Origin of the sequence: Wolbachia endosymbiont (group A) of Gastracanthus pulcherrimus (genome assembly GCF_964028265.1) — a bacterium.
Lineage (GTDB): Bacteria > Pseudomonadota > Alphaproteobacteria > Rickettsiales > Anaplasmataceae > Wolbachia > Wolbachia pipientis.
The window spans coordinates 1,153,974-1,173,011 of the sequence record NZ_OZ034763.1 but is presented as its reverse complement, the minus strand read 5'-3'; the positions used below and the strand labels follow the sequence as shown (position 1 = coordinate 1,173,011).

Annotated in this window: 19 protein-coding genes and 1 tRNA gene; 12 read left to right on the top strand and 8 right to left on the bottom strand. The window is 36.1% G+C overall.

Features of this window, described 5'->3' with window-relative positions:
- Both ABWU47_RS06080 and ABWU47_RS06075 read right to left on the bottom strand, forming a co-directional pair.
- Positions 1 to 1,272: a M16 family metallopeptidase gene (locus ABWU47_RS06080; RefSeq protein WP_077188233.1), complete on the bottom strand. Its 1,272-nt coding sequence runs from the start codon at positions 1,270 to 1,272 to the stop codon at positions 1 to 3.
- A gap of 1 nt (position 1,273) precedes the next feature.
- Entirely contained in the window at positions 1,274 to 1,891 is a 618-nt protein-coding gene (locus ABWU47_RS06075) for a superoxide dismutase (protein WP_006279402.1), read from the bottom strand.
- Between the two features lie 943 nt (positions 1,892 to 2,834).
- On the opposite strand from ABWU47_RS06075, the gene ABWU47_RS06070 reads away from it, so the two are divergent.
- The 8 genes from ABWU47_RS06070 (at position 2,835) to ABWU47_RS06035 (ending at position 10,741) form a co-directional block, all read left to right on the top strand.
- Entirely contained in the window at positions 2,835 to 4,241 is a 1,407-nt protein-coding gene (locus ABWU47_RS06070) for a cytochrome ubiquinol oxidase subunit I (RefSeq protein ID WP_006280502.1), read from the top strand.
- Entirely contained in the window at positions 4,234 to 5,256 is a 1,023-nt protein-coding gene (cydB, locus tag ABWU47_RS06065; RefSeq protein WP_010962802.1) for a cytochrome d ubiquinol oxidase subunit II, read from the top strand. The genes ABWU47_RS06070 and cydB overlap by 8 nt, the downstream gene beginning before the upstream one ends.
- A 250-nt stretch (positions 5,257 to 5,506) precedes the next feature.
- Positions 5,507 to 6,391, top strand: coding sequence for a GTPase Era (gene era / locus ABWU47_RS06060; protein WP_077188232.1), 885 nt, complete (start codon positions 5,507 to 5,509; stop codon positions 6,389 to 6,391).
- Positions 6,384 to 7,205: a 3'-5' exonuclease gene (locus ABWU47_RS06055; protein ID WP_006279435.1), complete on the top strand. Its 822-nt coding sequence runs from the start codon at positions 6,384 to 6,386 to the stop codon at positions 7,203 to 7,205. The genes era and ABWU47_RS06055 overlap by 8 nt, the downstream gene beginning before the upstream one ends.
- A 207-nt stretch (positions 7,206 to 7,412) precedes the next feature.
- The gene (locus ABWU47_RS06050; RefSeq protein WP_353285630.1) at positions 7,413 to 9,380 is read left to right on the top strand and encodes a porin; all 1,968 of its coding nucleotides are present in this window, start codon (positions 7,413 to 7,415) and stop codon (positions 9,378 to 9,380) included.
- A 156-nt stretch (positions 9,381 to 9,536) separates the two neighbouring features.
- Positions 9,537 to 9,716: a hypothetical protein gene (locus ABWU47_RS06045; RefSeq protein ID WP_155975174.1), complete on the top strand. Its 180-nt coding sequence runs from the start codon at positions 9,537 to 9,539 to the stop codon at positions 9,714 to 9,716.
- Positions 9,717 to 9,816: 100 nt separating this feature from the next.
- Positions 9,817 to 10,623, top strand: coding sequence for a DUF2163 domain-containing protein (locus tag ABWU47_RS06040; protein ID WP_010962809.1), 807 nt, complete (start codon positions 9,817 to 9,819; stop codon positions 10,621 to 10,623).
- 31 nt (positions 10,624 to 10,654) lie between these two features.
- Positions 10,655 to 10,741, top strand: a tRNA-Ser gene (locus ABWU47_RS06035).
- A 106-nt stretch (positions 10,742 to 10,847) separates the two neighbouring features.
- On the opposite strand, the gene ABWU47_RS06030 is transcribed toward ABWU47_RS06035, so the two are convergent.
- From ABWU47_RS06030 to ABWU47_RS06020, 3 genes are all read right to left on the bottom strand, one after another.
- Positions 10,848 to 11,099, bottom strand: a complete 252-nt coding sequence (locus tag ABWU47_RS06030) for a hypothetical protein (RefSeq protein ID WP_022626339.1) — start codon at positions 11,097 to 11,099, stop codon at positions 10,848 to 10,850.
- Entirely contained in the window at positions 11,069 to 11,218 is a 150-nt protein-coding gene (locus ABWU47_RS06025) for a hypothetical protein (RefSeq protein ID WP_285520262.1), read from the bottom strand. Before ABWU47_RS06025 ends, ABWU47_RS06030 begins: the two co-directional genes overlap by 31 nt.
- A gap of 262 nt (positions 11,219 to 11,480) precedes the next feature.
- Entirely contained in the window at positions 11,481 to 11,774 is a 294-nt protein-coding gene (locus ABWU47_RS06020) for a transposase (protein WP_080717625.1), read from the bottom strand.
- Positions 11,775 to 11,847: 73 nt separating this feature from the next.
- On the opposite strand from ABWU47_RS06020, the gene ABWU47_RS06015 reads away from it, so the two are divergent.
- The 4 genes from ABWU47_RS06015 (at position 11,848) to ABWU47_RS06000 (ending at position 15,559) form a co-directional block, all read left to right on the top strand.
- The gene (locus tag ABWU47_RS06015) at positions 11,848 to 11,985 is read left to right on the top strand and encodes a hypothetical protein (RefSeq protein WP_353285629.1); all 138 of its coding nucleotides are present in this window, start codon (positions 11,848 to 11,850) and stop codon (positions 11,983 to 11,985) included.
- Between the two features lie 148 nt (positions 11,986 to 12,133).
- Positions 12,134 to 13,243, top strand: a complete 1,110-nt coding sequence (locus ABWU47_RS06010; protein WP_077188230.1) for a PQQ-binding-like beta-propeller repeat protein — start codon at positions 12,134 to 12,136, stop codon at positions 13,241 to 13,243.
- Positions 13,236 to 14,624: a dihydrolipoyl dehydrogenase gene (gene lpdA, locus ABWU47_RS06005; RefSeq protein ID WP_077188229.1), complete on the top strand. Its 1,389-nt coding sequence runs from the start codon at positions 13,236 to 13,238 to the stop codon at positions 14,622 to 14,624. The genes ABWU47_RS06010 and lpdA overlap by 8 nt, the downstream gene beginning before the upstream one ends.
- A 2-nt stretch (positions 14,625 to 14,626) precedes the next feature.
- Positions 14,627 to 15,559, top strand: coding sequence for a tyrosine recombinase XerC (locus ABWU47_RS06000; RefSeq protein WP_006279615.1), 933 nt, complete (start codon positions 14,627 to 14,629; stop codon positions 15,557 to 15,559).
- Here the strand turns inward: ABWU47_RS06000 and ABWU47_RS05995 are convergent.
- The 3 genes from ABWU47_RS05995 to ABWU47_RS05985 form a co-directional block, all read right to left on the bottom strand.
- On the bottom strand, positions 15,504 to 17,003 hold the full coding sequence (locus ABWU47_RS05995; protein ID WP_077188228.1) for an ankyrin repeat domain-containing protein: 1,500 nt from the start codon (positions 17,001 to 17,003) through the stop codon (positions 15,504 to 15,506). The two genes, ABWU47_RS06000 and ABWU47_RS05995, sit on opposite strands and share 56 nt — an antisense overlap.
- An 85-nt stretch (positions 17,004 to 17,088) precedes the next feature.
- The gene (gene trxB, locus ABWU47_RS05990) at positions 17,089 to 18,027 is read right to left on the bottom strand and encodes a thioredoxin-disulfide reductase (RefSeq protein ID WP_077188227.1); all 939 of its coding nucleotides are present in this window, start codon (positions 18,025 to 18,027) and stop codon (positions 17,089 to 17,091) included.
- Positions 18,014 to 18,613: a peroxiredoxin gene (locus ABWU47_RS05985; RefSeq protein ID WP_012673206.1), complete on the bottom strand. Its 600-nt coding sequence runs from the start codon at positions 18,611 to 18,613 to the stop codon at positions 18,014 to 18,016. The genes trxB and ABWU47_RS05985 overlap by 14 nt, the downstream gene beginning before the upstream one ends.
- Positions 18,614 to 19,038: the final 425 nt, after the last annotated feature.

Sequence of the window (19,038 nt, the reverse complement as noted above, 5' to 3'; positions counted from 1 at the left end):
CTAAGCTTTAAGCATAGAAACCACTTTATCGTAACTTGGCAATGATTCAATTTCTCCAATTGCAGCTAGAGTGGTTTTTTCATGCTGAGATAACAATTCTTCTGCTGCTTTTTTTACGTTAGCAGTGGTAACTGCACTAATTTTTTCTATTAATTCATTTTTACTGATGTACCTATTATAGTTACCGTAGTAGTGTCCCAATGTTTCAGCACGTGAGCTAACACTTTCGCGTGACATTAAAATTTGGGATTTTACTCGCTCTTTCACTCTATTTACTTCTTCTTCCTTCAGATCATCTGTAGACAACTTCTTCAACTCTGTCGTTATAGATTTTAAAAGCTTATCTAAGTTACTACTGTCTGTACCAGCAAAAATGGAAAACATTCCTGTATTAGTATAGCTGGAATTAAATGAATAAACAGAGTAAGCTAATCCCTGCTTTTCCCTTACTTCCTGGAATAAACGTGATGACATTCCGCTCCCTAATATAGAATCAAGCACTTGAAACGTGTGATATTTATCGTCATGGCGAGAAACACTAGGTAGACCAATTAGCAAGTGTACCTGATCTAATTTACGATGTTCCAAATACTCACCACCAGTACAGCTCGCATTTTGGCTTTTTTTCAGCTTTTTAGAACGAATCTTTGAGAGAAAATCTTTGGTTAATGCAACAACTTCTTCATGTTCAACATTTCCTGCAACGGCAAATAGCATATTCTCACCAAAGTAATGCTCATTTATGTAATTATCTAGATCTCCTCGAGTAAAAGATTTTACAGTATTTTGCGTGCCTAAGATTGACCTACCAAATGGTTGGTCTTTATAAGCTGCCTCAAAATATTTGTCGAAAATAATGTCACTTGGTGAATCATTAGTTTGAAAAATCTCTTGTATTACAACACCCTTCTCACGTTCCAATTCATCTTCTGGAAACGTGGAATTCATCAATATATCTATTAATATATCAATACCAGTTTTTATGTCTTTCTTGAGGACTTTTGCATAATAGGTGGTGCTTTCCCTACCAGTGCTGGCGTTGAAAACCCCACCTATGTCATCAAAAGCTTTTGCAATTTCAAATGCAGTTCTTGTCTTCGTCCCTTTGAAAGCCATGTGTTCTAGAAAATGGGATATTCCATTTTGATTTGCACTTTCCGCTCTACTGCCAACACCAACTCGTATGCTTAAAGCTACGGAATCAACATCACGCACCTGCTCAGTTATTATGCGCAGACCATTATCTAATTTTGTTACCTGGGGTACATTCATCTTATGTGTTCTTTTTTAAATTCTCTTCTGCAAAATCCCAATTAATTAAATGGTCAAGGAAAACTTTTATGTAGTCAATTCTACGGTTTTGACAATCTAAATAATAGGCGTGCTCCCACACATCCATAGTGAGTAGTGGCACTTGGCCATAAATTATTGGCAAATCTGCATTTGGAGTCTTGGTGATTTTGAGCTTTCCTAACCTACCTTTTTCGAGCACTAACCATACCCATCCACTGCCAAAATGGCTTACTCCATGACTCGAAAATTCTTCATAAAATTTATCAAAGCCACCGATATCGTCTTGAATTTTTTTTGCTAGAAGACTACCATCTTTAGGCTTACCACCACCATTTTTTTTCATTGAATTCCAATAAAAAGTGTGATTCCAAACTTGTGCTGCATTATTAAATATAGGCAAGTTGCCGCTATTACCATGCACTTTTGTTATTAATTCCTCAATTTTTACATGTTGATAATCCGTATTTTCAACTAGCTCGTTGAGTTTATTTAAATATCCTTTATGGTGCTTATCATAATGAAAATCTAAGGTTTTTGCAGATATATAAGGCTCCAAAGCTGTTTTATCGTATGGTAATTCAGGTAAAGTAAAACTCATAAAAACCTCTTTATTTCTAACCTACTTGGATGGTAGGGCAATATATGCTTTTGTGCAACATATAATTAATAGCTAAAACATTTAGGTATCTATTGCATTATTCTAAATTATACTACAATAACGATTATCATATAAGCCATAGAAATGGATTAAATGCAAAAGTTACTTGACACCCTTCGCCAACCCCCTTATCATGAAACTGAAGCTATTTATTTATCTTCTCTGTACAGATTAAATGACAAAAAAACTCACGTATCTGGCGTCTCATGTTTAATTTTTTGCACTATGTGCACCTTATGTCTTATAAAATTTCTACCTACATAAGCTGAAACGCGCTTATAAAGCGTTTAAAACATAAAAAAACGCCAACTTAAAAAATGGATAGTGAATAACTAGCTACCCTAGGGTTTCTTTTGCCTTTTTTTCTGTTTAGTAAATTTCTTAACGTTTATAATTTAGATTAGTTGCGGTTTAAAAGTAGCTGAATCGCGGTTATTAAACGTTTAGAATAAAAAAACGCCATACTTGAAAGTATAATGTAAGTAATTAGCCAACCACGGGGCTTCTTTTGCCTTTTTCTCCGCTTAGTAAATTTCTTAATGTTTATACGGAAGGTGTCATTCCAGCGCGTGACGCTGGAATCCCAAAAAAAGGATGATGTCATCCGAGTAGCTGACACTGGGATGACAAAAAAAGGAGCACTGGGATGACATCATAGGGGCGCTGGCCTGACAATCGTCATTCCGCTACGTGTTAGCGGGATCTAGAGATACCGTGACGGTATGACAAGGGAGAACAGTTGTATTCCTGCACAATTTATTCTCATGACAAAAACGTCTTAACTTTCTCTCTACTTTTTCTGGATAAGGTCAATTTTGTGAAAAAATGGATTGAATTATAGGCAGATTTGGCTATTATTTGTAATACATGGGTATTAGGTAAAATGTTTAAATTTGATCCTTTATTATTAGCTCGAATTCAGTTTGCCTTCACAATAGGCTTTCACATTATATTTCCTGCTTTCACGATCGGGCTTGCAAGTTTTCTAGCCTTTTTGGAATGGTGTTGGCTTAAGACTGGTGATACACGTTTCCGTGATGTTTATAAATTCTGGATCAAGATTTTTGCCGTTGCTTTTGGCATGGGAGTGGTATCTGGAGTTGTAATGTCATATCAACTTGGTACCAATTGGTCGATTTTTTCTGACCGCATAGCCAATGTTCTCGGCCCTCTATTTTCCTTTGAGGTTTTAACAGCCTTTTTTCTGGAGGCATCTTTTTTGAGTATTATGCTATTTGGATGGAATAGAGTAAGTTCTCGTATGCACTTTGCTTCTACTTGTATTGTTGCAGTGGGAACGCTTATTTCAGCTTTTTGGATTATTGCGGCCAACAGTTGGATGCAAACACCCGCTGGATTCACGATTGGTGAGAATGGTCTCCTATATCCAACCAATTGGTTAGAGATTATTTTTAATCCTTCTTTCCCTTATCGCTTTATTCATATGGTAACAGCAGCCTATCTTACAACAGCTTTTGTGGTTGGTGGTGTAGGAGCATTTTATCTTTGGAGAAAACGACATGCTCCTCAAGCAAGAATTATGCTTGGTATGGCAACCATTATGGTAGCTTTAGCTGCACCATTTCAGCTGTTCATGGGAGATAGGCATGGATTAAATACACTAAAGCATCAACCTGCTAAGATTGCTGCAATGGAAGGTATATGGGAAACCGAAAAAGGGGCTGGCTTACTTTTATTTGCTTATCCGGATCAGCAAAATGAAATTAATCACTACGAGATAAAAATTCCTAATCTTGCCAGCTTGATCTTAACACATGATTTTTTAGGAGAAGTAAAAGGATTAAAGGAATGGAAAAAAGAAGATAGACCACCTGTAGTATGGGTATTCTGGTCCTTCCGTATAATGGTTGGAGTTGGAATTTTAATGATCATAATTGGGTCAGTAAGTGTTATACAGTATCTTCGTGGCAAATTATTCCAAAGTTGTTTCTTACATGGATGGTGGATATCAATGATGCCGTCTGGGTTCATAGCGTTACTTGCAGGTTGGTTTACTACTGAAATTGGCCGTCAACCTTACACTGTATATGGAATTATGCGCACAATTGAATCATTTTCATCTGCGATTACCGGTCCTCAGGTTGCATGGTCTTTGATTGCATTTATCGTTATGTATACCCTTATATTTGGAGCAGGTAGTTACTATATTCTGAAACTTATATACAAAGGAATTCCTGTCATTAAAGAAGAAGAGCAATTTTATAAACACGGTATTGGAGCTTCAGTGATTGATGCTGGTACATCTGGAAAGGACAACAATCATGTTTGATTTTTCTTCCTTAATTAATTTACCCCTAATCTGGGGATTACTAATTGCCATAGCTGTTTTACTGTATATTTTAATGGATGGGTTTGATTTAGGTATTGGTATTTTACTTCCTTTTGCACCGTCAGATAAATGCCGTGATCACATGATAAGCTCAATTGCACCATTTTGGGATGGAAACGAAACATGGTTGGTATTGGGTGGTGGAGGGTTGTTTGCTGCTTTTCCTCTTGCATATTCAATATTAATGCCTGCTTTTTATATTCCAATCATTATTATGCTGCTTGGCCTTATAGTGCGCGGAGTATCCTTTGAGTTTCGTTTTAAGGCAGAAGGAAAATACAGGCGATTATGGGATTATGCCTTTCATTTTGGGTCACTTGGTGCTGCATTTTGCCAAGGCATGATTTTAGGTGCATTTATACATGGTGTAGAAGTAAACGGACGCAACTTTTCTGGTGGCCAATTTGATTGGGCAAGTGCTTTTAGTGTAATGACAGGCATTGCTGTGATATTTGGATATGCACTTTTAGGTTCTACATGGCTCATAATGAAGACAGAAAATATAACACAAGAATGGGCACGCAAGGTTGCTTCTTATACGCTTGGTTTTGTAGGTATTTTCATGGGACTAGTGAGTGTAGTGACACCATTTTTAAATGAACGTATTAAAAACTTTTGGTTTAGTATGCCAAATTTTTATTATTTATTTTCTATTCCATTACTCACATCTTGGCTATTTTTCATGCTGTGGTTTGATCTTCAGAATACTAAACGGGAGTACCGTCCATTCTTTCTCAGTATTGCTATTTTTTTTATGGGATATTTAGGTTTAGGAATTAGTATCTACCCATGGATTATACCTTTTCAATATACCATTCTGGATGCAGCTGCTTCTGGGCCAAGTTTATCTTTAATGCTCATTGTTATAATACCGCTTTTACCAATCATTTTAACTTACACTGGTTATTGCTATTATGTCTTTCGTGGAAAATCAAATTATGAACACACATATTAAGGAGTTAGTGACCTTATGGTTAAAACGTTACCCTTAAATCAAGCAGTCGTTCTGGCAATGGCGTCAACTCAAGAACCTTCATTAGCAAACCCTCCTATGGATTTTCTGAAAAGTTTTTGAGTATATTGTATTTTTAATTTGTAGAATAAGTTTTTTTCCTTTTTGCATGCTAACCAAAAAGGGTTCTGTCATCCTTCTTGTCATATAAGTAGCTTGACGCGGGCATTCAGTTTTCTTTATAATTTTCTTTGTGAAAGAACAAAAATGCTTATTTGTAACCATAGCTGGCTTACCAAATGCTGGGAAGTCTACATTAATTAACAGCATCATAGGCAAGAAAATTGCAATTGTCACCCCTAAAGTGCAAACAACAAGGACGCAAATAAGGGGTGTTGCAACATGCAACAACACACAAGTTGTCTTTACTGACTCCCCAGGAATTTTCTCAGCAGAAACAAAACTTGAAAAAGCTTTAGTCAAATCTGCATGGTCGGCAGTTAAGGATAGTGACATCACTTTGTTGCTTGTTGATGTAAGCAATTATTTGAAAAATATAGAAAGAATTAAGACTATATTTATGCGGCTGCAGCGCACAAAAGGCAGATGCATTTTGGTTATCAATAAAACTGATTTGGTAAAAAGGCCTGAATTAAAGATGGCGCATGAGCATCTGAATTTGCTTTATAAATTTGAAAAGGTTTTTATGATATCAGCATTAAAGAATGATGGACTTTCTGATTTGATGAATTACTTGTCTGAAGTTGCATCGGTGAGCCCCTGGTTTTATGAAGAAGATCAAATAACCGATTCCTCGACAAATTTTTTATCAGCAGAAATTACGAGAGAAAAATTATTCTTGAACTTGCGTGAAGAATTGCCATACTCTACAGCTGTTATAACTGAACAATTTGAGGAAAAAAAAGATAAGAGTTTAGTCATCAAACAGATCATATTTGTGTTGAAAGATAATCATAAAAAAATAGTACTAGGAAAAGATGGCAGTAATATTAAAAAAATTAATATCGAAGCGCGTGCTGAACTAGAAAAATTATTTGAGTGCAAGGTACACCTCTTTTTATTTGTGAAAGTGCGACCTTGGATCGACCGTCCGGAGGAGTATATAGGCAATGCTTAATTCTTTATTGGTATTTGATATTGAAACTATACCAGATGTAAATTCCTGCAAAAATTTACTCAATATTAGTGATGATAGTAGTGTAGAAGAGAAGAGGGATGCATTAACAAAATATCATCTTGAAATAACAAACGGGCAAAACTCTTTTCTGCGTCAGCCTTTTCACCTTGTTGTAGTTATTAGTTTTTTACTTTGCAATATAAGCTACCAGAGTGGTTATGAGGTGTTCACACTGCAAGAAATAAGATCTGGAGGCACACTAAATTCCAGTGAAAAGGAGCTAGTGAAAGGATTTTTTAACTACATATCAGAGAAAAAGCCAAGATTAGTTTCGTTCAACGGACGCACTTTTGATATACCAGTGCTGAAGTATCGTGCTATGGTCCATGGCATTCAAGCAGAATATTTTCATAAAGCTGGCGATAAGTGGAATAGTTACAATCAGAGATATAGCAGTGATTGGCATTGTGATTTGCTTGAATCCCTCTCTGATTTTGGAGCTTCTGCGAGAGTAAAAATGAACGAAGTTTGTGCAGCATTTAATCTTCCTGGTAAGATTGGAGTTGATGGGTCACAAGTTATGGACTTATACGATAGCGGCAAGATACAAGAGATTCGAGATTATTGTGAAACAGATGTAATTAACACTTATTTGATTTACTTAAGGTTCATGCATCATCAGGGACGGATTACTACTGAAAGCTACAACAAAAGTGTGGAAGAGCTGCTTTTAGAGTGCGAAAAAAAAGAATACCTAAAGAAATTTAAAGAAGAATGGCAAATAACTTGTGGTGGAAAAATTTTACTTCCATAGAATAAATAGTCGAGTTATAATGCACTAACAAGCGAACCTCTGTACTAAATTTTGGTTAATATACACGTTGAGCATATTAAGAAAGTTGCTTTTAAGGTATTGCATTTTACTTTTATTTTCGTTATAAGGTTGCTTTAAGTTGAATTTTCAACATTTTTATACTATTTACATTTAAGATATGATTTCGAAATTTTTTGGGGGCACTTCATGAAAAAGTCTATGTATACTAGAACTGCTCTAGTTTCTTTATTAACTTTATGTTCTTTCAGCAGTTTTGCAGCTGACTTTCTTGATGAGAGTATGAAGGAAATAAAAAAGCAAGAGAGCACAAAAACTTCTGGAAAAACAGAAGTTATGAAAACATCAAATAAAAAACTGAAAGAAAAGATGGACAGAATATGTAATGCTGATCCAAGAAAAAAAGCTGAAGAGCTTAAGAAAAAGGAAGAGATGAGATTAGCAGCCGAGCAGAAGAAAAAAGAGGAGATCAGGCTAGCAAATGAGAAAAAAGCAAAGCTTATAGAGGATTCAAAAGCGAAAGCTCTAAACGCTAAGAATTCTAATATAGAAAAAGGTAAAGTTTCAAAAACTAAGCGTTCTAAAACTAAGAATGCTAAAGTTGAAGCTAAAGATGTAAAGAAGGATATAAAAGTTGTTAACAAAAATACAGAGGAAAAAGGTAAGGCAAGTCCTGTTGTTTCAGTTGGTGGAGTTGATATTATCGATACCAATCAAGGGCAAAGTAATTTAAGAATAACTTTTGGTGGTGTTGTTGATGCTCAAGGTTATGGCAAAGCTGGACCAAGTGGCGCAGATTATAAACGTTATAACGTTATGCCAAACAGATCTACAGAGTATTATAATGCCACTCCAGATATAACAAAAGGAGCAAATCCAATATTCTATGAAGGAATAGGAAATATTGGTGATTACAGCAACGATATGGGTATGATTGCTGATGCAATATTGCACCTCAGAGCAGAAAATAAGAATGAAGATTTAGGTCTTCTTTATGGTGCTGACGTGCAGTTTCATGTCCCAGTGACCGAAGGTAAGGGAGCTTCACAGGGTGTTTATGCTGCAAAAGGCAGAAGTGCGCATGTGTTTGTTAACTCAAAATATGGTGACGTGAAGCTTGGTTACCAATTTGGTCCTGAGGCTCTGATGAGGCTTGATGCAACAAGAATTGCGACTGTTGACGGAGCTGCAGATAGTGACTGGTTCAGAAAAGTGAACTTAGAAGGAAGCGCTGCTAGCTTTCCATTTTATGTAACACCACGTCTTTACACTGAAAGTTTTTCGAGTGAAAGTGAAAAATTCTCTTTCCGTATGGCAGGGAAATATAACAAAGGCGTTATGACTACACTGCCATTTAGAGTTGCTTACTACTCACCAAATTATATGGGCGCAAGGTTTGGCATCAGTTATGCACCTCGTTATGATAGTAGCTTGTTTATTGTGAAAGAAAAAGAAGAGAAAGACGGTAAGGTAAAAGATAAGATAAGGCATGTCGGTCCAGACTATGAGCACATAGTAAGTGCTGGTGCATCATATGAATATGACTTTGATAAATATAATGTAAAAGTTAAAACTTCTGCAGTTGGTGAGTATGGTCAAGCAAAAAAACTAAATAAAGATAAGCATGTTTATAATGAATATGTAGAGTACAATGACCTTATGGGTGTTAATTTGGGTGTAAGCGCTGATTATAAGATTAATGAAGATCAAGGCGTAAAATTTGCTGCCTCTTTTGCATACTTGGGCAAATCTGGTCAACCGAAGGGTATTAAAAAATTAATTGGTGATACCTATACGGAAATTGATAGTAAAGATGCTACTGATGGCAAAAGAGTGGAAGGGCTGAAAGCTCAATTTGGTAAAGATAGTATAGATACCATGTATTGGACTGTAGGAGCTGGGTATCAACATGAGAATATCTACACAAGTTTGACGTATTTTGGCAGCAGAATGAATGACAAAGATATGCTTCATGATGGTGCACTTGGCGTTCAATATGATCTGTCTCCTGCATGCAGTAAGAGCAAATTTGTTCCTTACGCAGCTCTCCATTATTTTATGACTAACGAAACAGGTAAGCTGAAAGATGAGTCTGATGCTGATGTACCTTCTAACCAAGGAATTCTCCTTCTTACTGGTGTGAAGTTTTCTTTCTAACCAGCCAGTACACACCACAGTTAACTGTGGTGTATTCTTGTCTGTTAGTGTTTATTTGTCGATCAAATAAACATATGGTGTCCTCTCTCCTGTCATCCCAGTGCGTGACACACAACTGTACGAACATTGTGATTTGAGGACACTCCACCAAGAAGGATGTCATCCCAGTGCCCAGACACTGGGATCCAGCTTTCCATGCAACTTCATCAAAAGCGTTTATTCAGCATAAGATCAGCCACTTTTTATGCTCACCAAATCAGTTTGCTTACTTACAAGCAAAATTTCCTGGATTCCAGTGTCAAGCACTGGAATGACACCCTATGGTCACCGGAATGACGCTTTATGGCTACTTAGATGATGAGAAAAGAACACACTGCCCTTATTCTACTGGCCGTATAGCTACTTTCAAATTTAATCAATTAAGCAAGAGGCCCCTATGCAAACCACACTAAAAAATCATTTAGCTGGAGAATTACTTACCACCGCTACGTGCTGGAAATTAAAGCTCGCAGGTGGAGAAGTAATGGGATTCACTGACTATGATGAAGATTTAAATATTGATAATATACTCTATAAATCTTCAAGTGGATTTACAGCCAGTAGTATAATATTAAACAGCGATTTAAAAACTGATAATCTAGAAATTGAAGGGATATTAAATAGTGCTGATATTAAAGAAGAAGATGTTTTATCAGGAAAGTACGACTTTGCAAATATTGAAATATTTCTTGTGAATTATAAAGACTTGACCCAGGGAACAATGAATCTACATTCAGGAATTTTTGGTAAAGTGACATTAAGTAGTGGAAGATTTATTGTTGAAATTAGAGGGCTTTCAGCAAAGCTTGAGAGAAGCATAGCAGAGTTATACTCTCCTGCATGCAGAGCACAATTTTGCGATGATAAATGTAAAGCCGATACTAAAAAATTTAGTAAAATAAGTACAATCACTAAAGTAATAGACGAAAGAAGATTTGAAGACACGAATTTAACTGAGAGTGATGAATATTATAAGCACGGAGTAGTAAAATTCTTTGGCTCAATAGCGTTTGAAGGTGTAGTAAAAGAATATAAAAATAAAGTAGTTACGTTGTTTACTTCGCCTCCATACCAAATTTTTGCTGGAGATAAATATTCAATACTCGCAGGTTGCGATAAAACATTTCCAACTTGCAGAAGCAAGTTTAACAATACTGTGAATTTTCGTGGTGAACCCTATATACCAGGTTTTTATATTGTTTAGCAGTACAATTTTCAATATTATGAATAAGCATGGAAAGGTGGCTGAGTGGTCTAAAGCACACGCTTGGAAAGCGTGCACATATGAAAATATGTCGGGGGTTCGAATCCCCCCTTTTCCGTATGTTACTTCTAGAATAGTATAAAACCCCCGGTCGCGCACACAACTGTACGAACATTGTAATATGGTACAATGTTACAACTATGCGGTGGTAATTTACGATAAATTCATGTAGCCATTTCAAATTTAGCCATACCAATGTCAGTAAATTGATTAAGCAAATAACACTTGAGTAGCAGTTCCTTCCCACGATTAATTTCAGATTTGTTCCGAAAATTAAACCCGAATGTTTGTTTCAGTCGCGAGAAAAAACTTTCTACATAAGATCTTTTTCCGTAGTTTGTTTGCCTTTTCCACCTCTTCATTCCATCTTCGCTGTATGACTTTATTAGTCTAATTGCAGCATTTCTCTCTGCCATACTTTGGATGCTCTGCTGCATTGTTTTTTTGGAGGAATTTTTGTCTTTATGCCGCATTCATCACACAATTTATAGAGTTTATGTCTGTCATATGCTCTGTCTGCATATAGTGCTTTTATGGCATGCTGAAAATTAACTCCTTTAAGTAAATCGCAAGCTCCATAGTGATCAGACCGTTACTGTATTCTGCAGCTATGGCTTTTTTGCTGTTTATATTCAACATTACATGCAATTTTCTTGTCTGTTCATAGCCACGATATTTTCTGTCAGCGCTATTTTCCCTGCTGTGTGTTGTTATAAATGCTGATGCTTGTGCTATCTATGGCAATTTCGATATCTTCCATATTATTTTTATCAATTCTGCAATCATTGATCTTAATATTAAGTTTTTTTTGAAGCTTGCGAATAGCTGATAACTGCCAAATCTCTTCCTATTTGTTGCAAATATCCTTTTATAAACCCGACTGTTTGTCTTAAGCCAATTCTAAAAAGATTAACGATTATATGCACTAAAATCACAACTTTATCACTATAAATATAGTTGCCGCCCTGCATTTTTGGACTATTTTCATACCAATTTTCGATAGCTTTATCGATGTAACGAAAAATATTTCCTCTTTTTTCTAGAAATTTGTTATATTCATGGCAGTTACTAACTCTCATTTTTTGTGGCATATTTTTCCTTAAGCGGTTAAATGGCTATTTTATAATGAATTTTGTCAGTAGCCACCAGATTTTTTCAGTTGCGATGCAACAGAGCCATCCCAGTGTCAAGCACTGGGATGACAGGAAAAGAGGCTATTTGGATGACATCTTTCTTCTTGGTATAAATTACTTTTATATCTCAATGTTCGTACAGCTATGCACGTTGCCGCATAGTGGATGAGGTGTACTACCTCTAAGAGTATACATTATCTCACATAATAATATAATATTTCGTTCATAAATCAACGTTTTTAACATGCAGCAAGAACATTTCCGTTGTAATTAAGGTTCTTAAGATGTATATTAATGAATCTTGTTTTCAATAAATAATGAAAGTAATAATTGTCATGATAATGTTATTGTGTAGCAGTTACACAATGGCAAGCGAGAGAATAAGTCTAGTGGATAAAAAACTATCTCAAGGATATGTAGCTCCAGTGCTTACAGAAAATAGCGTTATTTTATCAGACAAGCACGGCGCTTTATATTCCTTTGATATTGATAACTCAAAGGCTATGAATTGGAAATTACACCTCTCACACAGAAAAAAAATTAGTAACATGAGCCTATTGCGTCACAGAGGAAACGTTTTCTTTATAGTGGATAACGTTCTACACACAATAGATGCAAAAACCGGCAAGATTCAGTGGGAAAAAGAATTGAGAGCTCCAGTAAGAGAGAAAGCAGCAGTAATAAACAATAAATTGGTAGTATTGACTATTGATAATTATCTGTACGTGTTTGATATAAAAGATGGCAGCTTCGTTTGGGCTTATCAAAACGGTATCAATGAGGTTCGAGGTTTGTATTCCATATCGCCAGCAATTTCTAACGATAAAATAATAGCGCCATTTTCAAATGGTGAGTTAATAGCTTTTAATGAAGACGGTAAAAAATTGTGGAGCCAAAAATTGGCTACAAACCTTTTGGATACACAGCTCACAGATGTAACTACTACACCGAGAGTGCTTGGCGATACTTTAATAGCTACAAACAATTCTTATATTTATGGTATTGACGTAAAATCAGGGAATATTTTATGGTCAAAGTCACTGCAAGTAAAAAGTGTATCAGACATTGAATCATATTACAGTCCTCTTATTCCTCCAAAGGAGCAAAAAGAAGGCGGAAGAATTTTTATAGTTACTAAAGACGATAAAATAATTGGCCTGGATATAAAAAATGGAGAAACAGTCTGGGCATCTGATTTAATAGAAAATACGCAATTGTTTGCTCCAATTATGCATGCCCATACACTGTGGGTGACAAGCAATAAAGGTTCAATGTTTGCTTTTCCGGGATCTGAAAATGCAGGAAAGGTAGTCAAAGTACCTGGCAATGTGTTTCACACTCCAGTGTTTACTCACGATAAAATATATGTAACAACTGAGGGAAAAGGTGTTTATTCTTTAGAAAATAGGTTTGTTCTTTATGATTGATTATGACCTGATTGTTATAGGTGGTGGTCCAGGTGGTTATAAGTGTGCTATCGCTGCTGCAAAACTTGGATTGAAAGTTGCCTGCATAGATAAAAATAGCATTTTTGGTGGTACGTGCCTGCGGGTTGGGTGCATACCCTCCAAAGCATTGCTCCATTCTTCCTATCAGTATGCTCACACGAAAAATGATCTGTCGAAGTTTGGCATAAAAATTAAGGACGCAAGTTTCGACTTAAAAGAAATGCTAGGCTATAAGGATGCCAGAGTTCAGGAACTTGGAAAAGGTATAGAATATCTGTTTAACCTTCACAAAATCACTAAAGTCAATGGGCTTGGGGAAATTACTTCTTTTGACCAAGGTAATCTTGAAGTTTCAGTTGAAGGTAAGGTGCTGAAGACAAAAAATATAGTAATTGCAACCGGTTCTGACGTTATTTCTTTGCCAGGAATTAATATCGATGAGAAAAGTATTATTTCTTCCACCGGTGCACTATCTTTAACTGAAGTACCAAAAAAACTTGTCGTAATCGGAGCCGGGGCAATAGGGCTTGAAATGTCTTCTGTATGGAGGAGGCTAGGGTCTGAAGTCACTGTAGTAGAATTTTTTGACAGAATCGCTGCAGCAATGGATGGAGAATTAAGTAAGTCTCTATTTTCTAGTCTACAAAAACAAGGAATAAAATTTTTACTTAGCACTAAAGTTGAGGAGATAAAACAAAGTAGTAACTCTTTGAGTGTGAAAGTTTGCTCTGCTCAAGATAACCAAACAAATACTATAGAAGCAGATAAGGTGCTGGTTGCAGTAGGTCGCAAACCATGCACTGAGAATCTTGGTATTGATGAAGAAATAGAAAAAGATAATCGCGGTTTCGTTCAAGTTAACAACAGATATGAAACTAATGTGAAAGGAATATTTGCTATTGGTGATGTGATCGGTGGAGCAATGCTTGCTCATAAAGCAGAGGAAGAAGGGGTAGCAGTTGCAGAGATAATCGCTGGGCAAGTACCTCACGTTGATTATGGAATCATACCATCTGTCATTTACACTCACCCTGCGGTTTCTTCGATTGGTAAAACCGAAGAGGAACTCAAAAATGCTGGCCGTGAATACAAAGTGGGTAAGTGTCAATTTGCTGCAAATGGCAGAGCAAAAATCACTGATGATGCTGAAGGATTCGTGAAAGTGCTGACTTGTAGCAGAGCAGATACAATACTAGGTGTGCATATCATAGGAGCATACGCTGATACGCTAATCAACGAAGCAGCGGTTGCAATGGCATATGGCGCAGCAGCAGAGGATATATACAGAATTTGTCACTCTCATCCTGATATAAATGAAGCCTTTCGAGATGCGTGCATCGATGCTTTCTTTAAAAAATAATTGTGGACCTCGGTTCAATCATTGAAAAATGGTATGAGTGGCTGAGGTGCAACAGATCTTATTCACCAAACACTTTAGAGTCATACATGAGGGACTTGAAGGATCTTATAAGTTTCCTAAATACTCACATTGGTGGAGAAGTAAATGTCGGCACTTTGGAAAAATTGAGCGTACCTGAGTTAAGAAGTTGGCTTACCTCTCGTTACGCAAGAGGTGTGAATGCAAGATCTAACGCTCGTGCATTGTCAGTAATCAGAAATTTTTTCAAGTACATAAAAAACAACTACAATATAGACAATGAAGCTGTATTTTCCTTATCAAGGCCAATTCAGAGAAGAACTTTGCCCAAAGCATTATCAATACCTAATATAAAAACTTTATTGAAAGAAATGAAACTATCCGATCTGGGCGAATCTTGGGTGGTAAAAAGAGAAATTGCGATTATCGTCCTGCTATATAGTACAGGCTTAAGAATCAGTGAAGCGTTGAACCTTAGGGTTAGTGATATTAACAATGAAAGTTTAATAGTAACAGGTAAGGGAGATAAACAAAGGCAGGTATTCATTCTTCCGGTAGTAAAAAAATGTATACAGGAATATGTAAAAACCTGTCCTTATCTTGGCATTAATGATGAAGCACAATATCTTTTTTTAGGAGTAAGAGGAAAAAAATTGGGAAGAACTTATGTGGCTAATCGTTTGCAGAAAATAAGGAGAATATTAAATCTGCCAGAAATCTTATCTCCACATGCATTTCGTCATAGTTTTGCTACTCATTTGCTTCAGGAAGATATTGACATAAGATCAATACAACAACTGCTTGGTCATTCGAGTCTTGAGACCACTCAAGTTTACACTCACCTCAATTATCAAGATGTTTTTAATATGTATAAGAATTTCCAACAAAGTTTGGAGAAGAAGCCAAAACCCTTGTAACTCGAGGATTATCTGTGGCACTACCAGGTCCTATGTCTTTTTCATCTCCTTTGTATAAAAAATATCCTACTAAAAGAAGAACCAGTGCAACTGCTGTAAGACAAGCACCTATTACTGGATAATCGTATAAAACTGCTAAACATGCACCAACAGCAAACGCTCCAGATAATACAAAAGCAGCAGAAGCGTAGTTGCTTTGTTTTTTACCAGGAGAAATTGCTTGCGAGGGTTTTTCGTTTTTATTACTCAGACTTTCAGTACAGAGCCGTCTATTTTCTGATGAAAGCCTATCTCTTTCTTCAGTCAGTCGAGCTACTTGATTAGTAAGAGCGCTAATCCTTGCTTGCTGACTTAATTTCTCTTGCTTTGCACTATCCAGCTCTTGCTCTGTTTCTGCAAGTTGAGCTTTTATTTTTTCAAGCTCAATTACAACTTCTTGAAAAGCCCGCTCAAAACCTGCTGGTATATTATTCGTATTTGCCACAGGTTGTTCCACACTTGCAGGAAATTTTTCATTTAGATAATTTTTAATGGACTCGATTGGATTATCAACATTTCTCAATGCAGCAGTAACAATTGCACGATTTATGAAGCAATTATCCTTTACCAATTCTTTTACATCATCTAGATCTTTTCTATTAATAGTACCGGTTAATCGCTCTTTAATGGCTTGTTCAATTATTTGCTTCACCCATGGATTTTTCTCTATATCTTGTATTGGCTTTATTTGACTAAAATCTAGGTCTTTATGTTTTAAAAGTTTAGTCAATACTTCTTCGTTATCTTGTGTTATTCCTCGTAAACACGATTCGATAATTAAGCTAAGCGGTGTTTCTATTTCTTCATTGTAGGTTCTTTTCCAGCAATTAGGGTTAAGCTCTTGATTTAATAGTCTTTTCGCTTGGTAAATATTTCCGCTAGAAAGAGCATCTAATAATTCTTTTCCTTTTCGTGCTTTTGTTATTTCCATTGTAAGATGCGAAAAATCTTTCCTCTGCTCTCTCCCAATTTGTTCAATATATTCTTTAGGAGTATAACTTCTGTGTGTCCCATAACGATCTCCATAAGAATTTTCAGTGCCTAGACCTAATTCAGGATGTCTAAGTAACATCTGTACAAAATTCCTATTTTCCATGCGAAAGGCTAGATGTAGAGCTGTATTGCGTTCTTTAGTTTCTTGAGCATTAATATTTAAACTTTGATGTTGTAAAAGCAACATCATCATTTTTAAGCATATAGGGCTGTCATCACCATTCATGATAATAGTCATTAGTGGTGTATATCCCTCATCAAACGCATTAACATCCGCATCTCCTTCCAAAGCTTGTCTAAAATCTTCTAGATTTTCATCATCAATAGCTTTAAATAACTTTTGTGTCGGTGCATCTAGAGTTCTCTGATATCTGTAACCATTAGTATTTGTCCTATTCTCTCCATAAAGCATATTAAACCCATCTAATAATTTACTAACATAATTATGTAAAAGAAAAGGAAAATTGCAAGCAATTTATCTAAAATCCTAGAATTAACTACGACTCCAAAAACTTTTCTGCATCAAGCGCAGCCATGCATCCTGTTCCTGCTGCAACTACTGCCTGACGATATACCTTATCTTGAACATCACCTGCAGCAAACACTCCTGCTTTACTAGTTAAAGTTGTTCCAGGTTTTGTAATTATGTAACCCTGTTCACCCATTTCAACAAAGCCTTTAAAAATACCCGTATTTGGTGCATGCCCAATTGCAATGAACACTCCATCGACTTTCAATTCTTGAGCTTCCGTTGATTTAACTATAATACCAGTAACTTTCTTCGGATTTTCTTCTCCAAGAATCTGCTCTACGGTATGGTTCCACATTACTTTTATTTTATCATTTTTAAAGAGTCTATCTTGCATTACTTTTTCCGCTCTTAATTTATCACGCCTGTGTATTAATATCACTTCTTTGGCAAATCGAGTTAAAAATATTGCTTCTTCAACAGCAGTATTTCCACCACCAATCACGGCTACAACTTTATTCCTAAAAAATGCACCATCACAAGTTGCACAAGCCGAAACTCCGTAACCTTGAAATTCCTTTTCACTCTTGAGACCAAGCCATTTTGCTTGCGCACCGGATGCAATTATAATTGCATCCGAGTAGTAGTCATTGATATTACCCGAAGATCTAAATCTATACTCATTAGAATCCTCAAGTTGTTCAACGCTTTTTATCTCATCATCTATTATTTTTGCTCCAACCTTTTCTGCATGCAACCTCATCTGCTCCATTAGTTCTGGACCCTGTATTGAAACAAAACCAGGATAATTTTCAACATCTGTAGTAATTGTAAGCTGACCACCAGGCTGCATTCCCGTTACTACAATTGGCTCTAAGTTTGCACGTGCTGCATATATAGCGGCAGCATAACCCGCTGCCCCAGATCCAATAATAAGAACTTTTGTACTAAATTTATAATTCTTCACTGTATGAGTTTAGATAATCAGCTACTCCTTCATCGCTTGCCTGCATTGCTGGCTTACCTTTTTTCCACCCTGCTGGACATACTTCACCATGCTCTTCATTATGTTTAATTGCATCAACGATTCTAACGAATTCATCGATATTACGCCCTAAAGGCAAATCATTTATCGATTGATGACGTACAATAAATTTATCATCAATAACGAAAGTTGCTCTCAGCGCAATTGAGTCATCATATAAGACCCCATAGTCTCTTGATATAGACTTTTTGATATCAGACACTAAAGTGTAGCTAATCTCTCCAATACCACCATCATTAACTGGAGTGTTTCGCCATTTATAATGTGAAAATTTTGAATCTACACTTATTCCTATCACTTCAACACCACGCTTTGCAAACTCATTTATTCTATTATTGAGCGATATCAATTCAGTTGGGCAAACAAAAGTAAAATCAAGTGGATAGAAAAAAAGGACAGCATACTTATTTTTTATGCGCTTACTCAGACAGAAATCATCAACAATTTCTCCGTCAGAGAGAACAGATGAAGCAGTAAAATCGATAGCAGATTTTGTTACAAGATTCATAATTAACCTATTCTTTTAAAATAACTTCAATTTTACATCTTGATAAACTTATATGCAAGTTTTCTTTGGTTTTAGTCCTATAAAAACTTCCTAAAATAGCTCTTCTTTTTTACCGATAAGATACAATCCAGGTTGGAATACTGAGTTGGTGAGTATAAAATTCTACGTCATGCCACCGCGAACCGTCATACCGCCACGAACCGTCATACCGCGATTCATTCGCGGTATCTCTAGATCCCGCTAACAAGTAGTGGGATGACGGTTGTCGTTTAGCTATAAATGTTAAAAAATTTACCAAACAAAAAAAAGGCAAAAGAAGCCCCGTGGTTGGCTAATTACTTACATTATACTTTCAAGTATGGCGTTTTTTTATTCTAAACGCTTAATAACCGCGATTTAGTTGCTTTTAAGCCGCAACTAATCTA